The 5,448-nt window shown below is 71.8% G+C and carries 4 protein-coding genes; 2 read left to right on the plus strand and 2 right to left on the minus strand.

Going from position 1 to position 5,448, the window contains the following annotated elements; all coding sequences use genetic code 11:
- Nucleotides 1-920 (plus strand): EAL domain-containing protein (locus RIF68_RS25920; RefSeq protein ID WP_309053716.1); only part of this gene is annotated, 920 nt, incomplete at its 5' end.
- Between the two features lie 272 nt (nt 921-1,192).
- Here the strand turns inward: RIF68_RS25920 and RIF68_RS25925 are convergent.
- Both RIF68_RS25925 and RIF68_RS25930 read right to left on the minus strand, forming a co-directional pair.
- Nucleotides 1,193-2,893, minus strand: a complete 1,701-nt coding sequence (locus RIF68_RS25925) for a glycosyl hydrolase family 18 protein (protein ID WP_309053717.1) — start codon at nt 2,891-2,893, stop codon at nt 1,193-1,195.
- A 273-nt stretch (nt 2,894-3,166) separates the two neighbouring features.
- Nucleotides 3,167-4,252: an LLM class flavin-dependent oxidoreductase gene (locus RIF68_RS25930; RefSeq protein ID WP_309053718.1), complete on the minus strand. Its 1,086-nt coding sequence runs from the start codon at nt 4,250-4,252 to the stop codon at nt 3,167-3,169.
- 385 nt (nt 4,253-4,637) lie between these two features.
- On the opposite strand from RIF68_RS25930, the gene RIF68_RS25935 reads away from it, so the two are divergent.
- Complete coding sequence (locus RIF68_RS25935) at nt 4,638-5,396, plus strand: IclR family transcriptional regulator C-terminal domain-containing protein (protein ID WP_309053719.1); 759 nt, start codon at nt 4,638-4,640, stop codon at nt 5,394-5,396.
- The last annotated feature ends 52 nt before the right edge of the window (nt 5,397-5,448 follow it).

Genomic DNA, 5,448 nt, shown 5'->3' on the forward strand with positions numbered 1-5,448 from the left:
CCCACGGCACGACGGCCACCGGCCTCATGCAGGCCGCCGACACGACGCTGTACTGGGCCAAGGCGGACGGCAAGGCCCGCTGGACCCTCTTCGACCCGGAACGCAACGCCCACCGCATGACCCGGCAATCGCTCTCCTCCACGCTGCGCCCCGCCGTGGAGCGCGGGGAGTTCACGCTGGAGTACCAGCCGCTGGTCGGGCTGACCGACGGCGCGGTGCGCGGGGTGGAGGCGCTGGTGCGCTGGAACCACCCGCAGTTCGGGGTCCTCGCGCCGAATCGGTTCATCGGGATCGCGGAGGAGGACGGCTCGATCGTGGAGCTGGGCCGGTGGGTGCTGCGCACCGCCTGCCGGCAGGCCCGTCAGTGGCAGAAGGACCATCCGCGTGAGCGCCCGATCTTCGTCAGCGTGAACGTGGCGGTCCGTCAGGTGTGGGACTCCGACCTGGTGGCGGACGTGGCCGGCATCCTCGCGGACACCGGGCTCGCCCCGCACCTGCTCCAGCTGGAGCTGACCGAGTCGGCCGTCATGGGCTCGGCGGGCCGGCCGCTCCAGGCGCTCCAGGCGCTGAGCGACATGGGGGTGCGGATCGCCATCGACGACTTCGGCACCGGCTACTCGAACCTGGCCTATCTGAGCCGTCTGCCCGTCTCGGTCCTGAAGCTGGACGGCTCCTTCGTGCGCGGCTTCCAGGACGAGGAGCACGCGAACCCGGCGGACCAGCTGATCGTGGAGGCCCTGGTGCAGCTGGCGCACCGGCTCGGGCTGACCGTCACCGCCGAGTGCGTGGAGACCTCGGGGCAGGCCAGCCGGCTGCGGCGGATCGGCTGCGACACGGGGCAGGGCTGGCTGTACTCGCGGGCGGTGGCCCCCGACCGGATCGCGGAGCTGATCGGCGGGCCCGAGCCCCTGCGGGTCTGACCCGGCGGAGGAGGACCGGCGCAGGCTACGGTCCGGCGCGAACACGGGCACGTACGGGCCGGTGAGGGCCCCGGGCATGGAACTGCCCCCGGCCGGAGGGACATTCCGGGCGGGGGCAGTGATCAGGCGGGGCCGTTCGGGCCCCGGGGGGGCCGGCCGGGGCGGGGCGCCCCGGCCGGCCGAGGTGGCGCGTCGATCAGGCCGGGCCGGGGGTGGCGCGTCGGATCAGGCCGGGCCGGGGGTGGCGCGTCGGATCAGGCCGGATCAGGGGGTCAGCAGGCGCCCTGGTCCTTCCAGACGCCCCACTCGCCGGTCGTGCCCGGCTCCTCGTTCTGGGTCCACCACTGGGCCTTCCAGGTGCGGCCCTTGTGGGAGACGAGGCTGCCCGCGGTGTAGACGGTCCCGGCCGTGTACGCCGGGGCGGTGCAGCTGCCGGACGGCGGCGGGGTGGTGGGCGGCGTCGTCGGCGGGGTCGTGGTGGGCGGGGTGGTCGGAGGCGTCGTCGGCGGGGTGGTGGGCGGCGTGGTGGTGGCGCCCAGCGCGTCGTTGATCTGCGTCAGCAGGGTCGCCCTGTCGTCCAGGCCGAGCAGCGAGTACATCATCGCGCCGGCCAGGCCGCGCTGCTTGCCGTACTCGACCCGGGCCTGGACCGACTTCTGGTTCAGGCCGGTGAAGAACTCGCCGTCCTTGTAGAAGTAGGAGGACTTGGAGCGGTCGTCCCAGAAGGTGGTCGCCGGGTTGTCGACGATGCCGCCGAGCTCCTTGTAGTGGGCGATGCCGGGCTGCTGGCTGAGCGGGCGGGCGGCCGAGCCCCCGGTGGCGGGCTGGGCGAGGCCGTTGGTGGTGCCGGCCGGGACGCCCTTCCAGCCGCGGTAGTAGAACTCGTAGCCGAGGGTCAGCTTGTTCGCGGGGAAGCCGCCCGCGATGCCGTAGGCCGGGCTGCCGTCGATCCAGGCGTCGATGGCCGCGTCGATGCCGTACTTCTCGGTGCCGGGGGCGATGACGTCGGTCGGGTCGTCCGGCGAGGCGTACAGCGGGGACTGGTGGTACGTCGGCCCGTCGCCGTCCCAGGCGCCGTGCATGTCGTACGTCATGATGTTCGCGTAGTCGAGGTACGCGCCGATCTTGTCCGTCTCGATGTGCTTGATCTTGTCCTGGCCGGCCGGGAGAGCGGCGGTCAGCAGGTACTTCTTGCCGCCGTTGGCGGCGCCGTGCGCGTCGAGCTGCTTGCGGAACTCGGCGAGCAGGAGGGTGAAGTTCTGCTTGTCCTCGGGGCCGTAGTGGTTGCCGAGGTGACCGTCGGGCGAGCCGGGGTACTCCCAGTCGATGTCGATGCCGTCGAAGATCCCGGCGGCGGTGCCGGGGCCGCCGAAGCCGCCCTCGACGGGCAGGTTGCCCTTGATGTACTGGTCGATGCAGGACGAGACCAGCTTCTTGCGGCTCGCGTCGGTCTTCGCCGCGTCGTGGAAGTACTTGGAGTAGGTCCAGCCGCCGAGCGAGATGTTGATCTTCAGGTGGGGGTACTTCGCCTTCAGTTCCTTGAACTGGTTGAAGACGCCCACGATCGGCTGGTCCCACTTGTCGGCGACGCCGTCGACGCTGTCCGCCGCGGAGAAGGACTTCTGGTAGTCCGCGTACGAGTCGCCCGCGCCGTCCCCCGCGTTGGGGTTGTTGTCGTCACCCGCGGCCTTGTTGGCCATGAAACAGGTGAGGTTGGTGGGGTGGATGTTGCCGAACGAGTAGTTGATGACGTCCAGCTTGCCCGCGATGCCCCGGGTGTCCAGGTGCTTGGGGTAGAACGCGTTGCCGTACACGCTCCACTGGTCGTAGTACGCGATGCGGACGTTCCCCGTGGAGGCGGCGGTCGTGGTGTCGGCCGCCTGGGCGGAGCCGAGGCCGGCGGTGGCGGCGAGCGCGCCGGCGGCGAGGGCCGAGCTGAGCAGCGCGGCGATCAAGGGCTTGCGGGGGTGCACGTGCGGCCTCCGGGGGGGTACTGGGGTACTGGGCTGTGCCGTACTGGAGTGGGAGAAGTGTTAACCGGCGTATGAACGGCGCGTCAATGGTCTGAACCAGATTGAGGACTAGACCAATTGACGGAGGAAAGCCCTTGTCAGACGCGCGCAGCACAGAAAAGAACCGCCCGCCACCATCGGTGACGAGCGGTTTAAGGTTCACTTAGGTTCGGCTCCGCCGCGGCTCCGGAAGGAACCAGCGGCCCGAAGAAAATGGCCGGCGGACGGCGGGGTTCACGACAGCGGGGGGCGCTCCGGCAGCCGCGGCAGCCCGTACGCGTCGGCGATCAGCTCGTAGCTGCGCAGCCGGGCCTCGCCGCCGTGCACGTTGGCCGTCAGCATCAGCTCGTCCGCGCCGGTCCGCTTCCGCAGGTCGTCCAGGCCGGTCCGCACCTCGTCCGGGGTGCCGTACACGACGTTCCCCAGCCAGTCGTCCACGAACTCGCGCTCGGCCGGGCCGAACGCGTACCCCTCCGCCTCCTCCGGCGTGGGGATGAGACCGGGCCGGCCGGTGCGCAGCCGCAGCATCGACAGCGCGCCGGTGAGCACCTGCCGGTGCGCCTCCTTCGCCTCGTCGGCGGCGAGCGCGGCCACGCCGATCAGGGCGTAGGGCGCGTCGAGGACCGCCGAGGGACGGAAGGACTCGCGGTAGAGGTCGAGCGCCGGGACGGTGTTCCGGGCGGAGAAGTGGTGGGCGAAGGCGAAGGGCAGCCCGAGGAGTCCGGCGAGCCGGGCGCTGAAGCCCGAGGAGCCGAGCAGCCAGACCGGCGGACGGCCCTTCGGGCCCTGCACCGGTCCCGGCACCGCGTGGATACGGGCGTAGGGGTGGCCGTCCGGGAAGTCGTCGTCCAGGAAGCGGGTCAGTTCCGAGAGCTGCTCGGGGAAGTCGTCGGCGCCCTCCTGGAGGCGGTCGGTGCGGCGCAGCGCGGCGGCGGTGGCGCCGTCGGTGCCGGGCGCGCGGCCGAGTCCGAGGTCGACGCGGCCCGGGGCGAGCGCCTCCAGGGTGCCGAACTGCTCGGCGACGACGAGCGGGGCGTGGTTGGGCAGCATCACGCCGCCGGAACCGAGCCGGATGCGGTGGGTGTGGGCGGCGAGGTGGGCCAGGATCACGGCCGGCGAGGAGGAGGCGACGCCCGGCATCGAGTGGTGCTCGGCCACCCAGTGCCGGTGGAAGCCGCGCCGCTCGGCCAGCCGGCTGAGCTCGACGCTGGTGGCGAGCGCCTGGCTCGCGGTGCGCCCGCTGCCGACGGTCACCAGGTCCAGGACGGACAGGGGTACGGGTGCGGTCCCCCGCGCCTCTCCTCGAATGCTGTCGCTCACCGTCTGGACCCTCCTCGGCACCTGTGCGTCTTACCCCGGCCAGAACAGGAGGCCGTCTCCGCTTATTCCCCGGCCCTGGGGCCGCCTCTGCTCCGGCCGTCCCCCGCGGGCGGTTTCCGGCCACCGGGCAGGGAGCTCGGCGGCCCGTCCCGCCACAAAAAATCTTCCCGCCTCCACACGCCCGACACAGACCCGAACACGCGTCCGCACCGCGCTGACCTCGCGGTCTGGGGATCAATCATGACGCTGGCATATGCCAGGGTGGAGCGCCCCAGCGTACGGCCGGGGTCCTCCGCAGCTTTCTCGCCAACAGCCGCCCCGTAAACGGCCCTTGGCGGCTATCGTGGTACGGAAGCTTGCGGTCACAACCTGGTAGGGGGAAACCGTGGCGCTGAAGCCCGAGCCCACCGCACCGTTCCACTCGGTGCAATACGCCCTGCGCGTCCTCGAGACGGTCTCACGGCACGGTGGCGGGGTGACGGACGTCCAGATCGCGCGCGAGACCGGTCTGCCCGTCGCCCACCTGTCCTCCCTGCTGCTCATGCTCCGCCGTGAGGGATACGTCGAGCAGGTCGCCGACGGCGCCTATGTGATCGGGGACTCCCTCGTCCTCCTCGGTTCCGGCCTGACCCGCCGCGAAGCGCTGGAGGCCAAGCTCCAGGAGACCCTGACCGAGCTGCGCGACTCCGTCGGCGCGGCCGTCTACATCAGCCGGTACATCGACGGAGAGGTGAAGATCACCCAGTTCGCCGACGGCCCGCGCACGCCGAAGGTGAACGAGTGGGTGGACTTCCGCTCGGCCGCCCACGCCAGCGCGGTCGGCAAGTGCCTGCTCACCCAGCTCGACCAGAACGGCCGGCGGGACCACCTCGCCCGGCACAAGATCGCCCGGCTGACCTCCCGGACGATCACCAACGAGAAGATCCTCTTCTCGAAGCTCGACAGCCAGCCGCCGACCGTCCCCGTGCTCGACCTCCAGGAGTACGCGGTGGGCACGGTCTGCGCCGCCGTCCCGCTGACGGCCGGTTCCGCCGTGGGCTGCCTCGCGCTGTCGCTGCCGATCGAGCACGCCCACCGGCTGCGCTCGGCGGCGGACACCCTGAACCGCAGGGCGGCGCCGGTGGTGCTGTCGCTGGCGATCTGACCGGATCCGGCCCGCGGGGCCCGTCCGGGGCGCACCCCGGACGGGCCCCGCG

Source organism: Streptomyces sp., assembly GCF_031178505.1.
Classification (GTDB): Bacteria; Actinomycetota; Actinomycetes; order Streptomycetales; family Streptomycetaceae; genus Streptomyces; species Streptomyces gulbargensis.